Source organism: uncultured Maritalea sp. (assembly GCF_937139385.1).
Lineage (GTDB): Bacteria > Pseudomonadota > Alphaproteobacteria > Rhizobiales > Devosiaceae > Maritalea > Maritalea porphyrae_A.
In genome coordinates this window covers 1-2,704 of the sequence record NZ_CAKZPW010000189.1, presented here as the reverse complement: position 1 = coordinate 2,704, position 2,704 = coordinate 1, and the positions used below count along the sequence as shown (strand labels likewise).

4 protein-coding genes are annotated in these 2,704 nt (G+C 49.5%); 2 read left to right on the top strand and 2 right to left on the bottom strand.

Annotation, left to right across the window (positions count from 1 at the left end):
* Positions 1–617: tetratricopeptide repeat protein (locus Q0231_RS08090; RefSeq protein ID WP_299347006.1), on the top strand; the 617-nt coding region annotated here is incomplete at its 5' end.
* A gap of 9 nt (positions 618–626) precedes the next feature.
* Here Q0231_RS08090 and xth read toward each other — a convergent pair.
* Both xth and Q0231_RS08080 read right to left on the bottom strand, forming a co-directional pair.
* The gene (xth, locus tag Q0231_RS08085; RefSeq protein WP_299347004.1) at positions 627–1,406 is read right to left on the bottom strand and encodes an exodeoxyribonuclease III; all 780 of its coding nucleotides are present in this window, start codon (positions 1,404–1,406) and stop codon (positions 627–629) included.
* A gap of 68 nt (positions 1,407–1,474) precedes the next feature.
* Positions 1,475–1,825 carry an iron-sulfur cluster assembly accessory protein gene (locus Q0231_RS08080; RefSeq protein ID WP_269394299.1) on the bottom strand — a complete coding sequence of 117 codons (351 nt, stop codon included), beginning with the start codon at positions 1,823–1,825 and terminating at the stop codon, positions 1,475–1,477.
* Positions 1,826–1,926: 101 nt separating this feature from the next.
* On the opposite strand from Q0231_RS08080, the gene dgt reads away from it, so the two are divergent.
* A partial coding sequence (gene dgt, locus Q0231_RS08075; RefSeq protein ID WP_299347001.1) for a dGTP triphosphohydrolase occupies positions 1,927–2,704 on the top strand: 778 nt, incomplete at its 3' end.

Sequence of the window (2,704 nt, the reverse complement as noted above, 5' to 3'; positions counted from 1 at the left end):
CCGATGCCGGGCAACCCATCGCTTTGTGGCGATTGGGTGTGATGTACGAAAAAGGCGAGGGGGTGCAGAAAGATCGCACGAAAGCCTTCCTCTACTTCCGTGAACTTGCAAATGAAAACGCCGACACGCCACCAAAATCGGTTGGCGCAGATATTGTTGCGCAGAGTTTCTTGAAAATTGGCGAGTATTATCGCGAAGGCGTGCCAGATGCAGGTGTGCAGGCAGACAATTCTTTGTCCCGCAAGCTTTTGCTGCATGCTGCTTCCTATTTTGGCGACCCAGATGCGCAGTTTAAAGTGGGACAGCTTTATCTAGACGAGAATGAGTTCGGCTATTCACCGCTGCAAAGTGCACGCTGGTTGTCGCTTGCTTCGCGAAAAGGTCATGCAGCCGCCCAGGCAACTCTAGGCGACCTAATGTTTAATGGCGAAGGCATTGATGCAGACCCCGTGGAAGGCCTGATGTGGCTCACGTTGGCCGAACGTCATGCTGGCGGCACGGATGATGAACACTGGATAGCAGAACTGCACGAACGCGCGCTTTCTGTTGCATCGCCAGATCAGCGTCAACAAGCCATAAAGGCCGCAGATTCGCTTGGCGGCCGGTTTGGTGGTTAGTTGTTTCGACTAGAAATCGAACTTGCCAACAACTGGCACGTGATCTGAAGGTTTTTCTCGCCCTCGCATATCCCTATGAATTTCTACGCTCTCAAGTTTGTCTGCGGCTTGTGGCGAGCACATCAAGTGATCAATGCGAATTCCATTGTTTCGGCGCCAAGCGCCTGCTTGAAAATCCCAAAACGTAAAGGCTTGCTCGTTGTTTACAGCACGCAATGCGTCCGTCATGCCCATAGCTTGGAGCGTTCTAAACCGCTCAAGGCTTTCTGGACGATAAAGCGCATCTCCCCACCAAGCATCGTGATCATGCGTATCCAACCGATCCGGGATAATGTTGTAATCTCCGGCGACTATTAGGGGTTCTTCAAGCAATAAACGAGCTTTTGTCCAAGCGTTTAATCGGTCCATCCACGATAGTTTATATGGAAATTTCTCGGTATCAACGGGATTGCCATTTGGCAAATAAATGCCCGCAATGCGCACCGGGCCTGCAGGGCGTGCGATAACACCTTCAATAAACCGAGCTTGTTCGTCTGTTTCATCACCCGGCAAGCCGCGATTGACTTCCTCGAACGGGTGAAGCGAAAGCAAAGCGACGCCATTAAAGCTTTTTTGTCCGTGCGTCTCAACGTTATAGCCGAGGTCTTCAAACAGCTGACGTGGGAAGTTCTCGTCGATGCTCTTGATTTCCTGCAAGCAAACAAGGTCAGGTTTATGCGCTTTCAACCAGTACTCGACCTCCGGCAGGCGCGCTTTAATTCCGTTTATATTCCAAGTTGCTATTTGCATTTTCTTTGGATCGCTTCCATTTGAATCAGTGCTCTAAACTAGAGTGAAGCTATCCTCGCCGCAATAAACTAAACCGAGAAACTGGTGCCACATCCGCACGAAGCCACGGCGTTTGGGTTATTGATTTGAAAACTTTGGCCAATAAGGTCATTCACAAAGTCAATTTCGGCCCCTTGCATAAACTCAAGGCTCATTGAGTCGATTAAAACGCGGGCATTATCGGTTCCTAGCACCAAATCATCGTCGGTGGGCTTCTCTTGAACCAAATTATATTCATACTGAAAGCCCGAACAACCGCCACCAGATACGGCCACACGCAGAACCGTGCCCGGCGCTTGCTTGGCCAATATCGCTTCAATTCGAGCCAATGCACTGTCGGTGACGACGACTTTTGCCGCTGCTGTTGCAACATCTGACATATTTAATCCCTATCACGTACGCCAAAAGGCGATTTTACAAGTCTTGTTTAATAGATAAGCTTCATAAAGCGCTTTGAAAAGAGGGTACAAGGAAAGTTGAAATGCAATTAAACCGCGCACTCGCGTCTTACGCATCACATTCACACCAATCCTTGGGGCGGCAATACCCAACGAGCAGCAGCCCAACTCGCTCTGAGTTTCAACGCGACCGTGATCGTATTATACATTCAAATGCCTTTCGGCGTTTAAAACATAAAACGCAAGTTTTTCTGCATCATGAAGGCAATCACTTTCGCACACGGCTAACGCACACTCTAGAAGTTTCACAAATCGCGCGTTCAATTGCTCGTGCGCTAAACCTGAATGAAGATTTGGCGGAATGCTTGGCCCTTGCTCATGATTTGGGGCACACCCCATTTGGTCACGCTGGTGAGCGTGTGCTGAACGGAAGGATGAAGGACCACCAAGGGTTTGATCACAATGTGCAGGCAATGCGTGTGGTTACTTTGCTTGAAAATCGATACGCGGAACATGATGGACTAAACCTAACTTGGGAGACTCTTGAAGGCATCATCAAGCATAATGGACCGCTTACGGACAACGATGGGGCTCCCATTGGTCGATATAAAACTGAGGGGCTGCCGTTTGGCCTAGATCATATTCCAGCAGTTGCTGATTTGCGATATCACAGTTTTGCGAGCCTTGAGGCGCAAGCCGCTGCAATTGCAGATGATGTAGCCTACAACGCCCATGACATTGATGATGCCTTAAGGGCCGGATTGCTGTCGCTTAATCAACTGCGGGATGTTGCCCTTGTTGGCGAAATCGTATGTGAGGTTCAAGATAGATATCCGGATGTCAGCGCAGACCGGCAATCTC

Bases quoted from the DNA above. Each gene is read 5' to 3' on its own strand.
- xth (WP_299347004.1), bottom strand. From the start codon at position 1,406: ATGCAAATAGCAACTTGGAATATAAACGGAATTAAAGCGCGCCTGCCG.
- Q0231_RS08080 (WP_269394299.1), bottom strand. From the start codon at position 1,825: ATGTCAGATGTTGCAACAGCAGCGGCAAAAGTCGTCGTCACCGACAGT.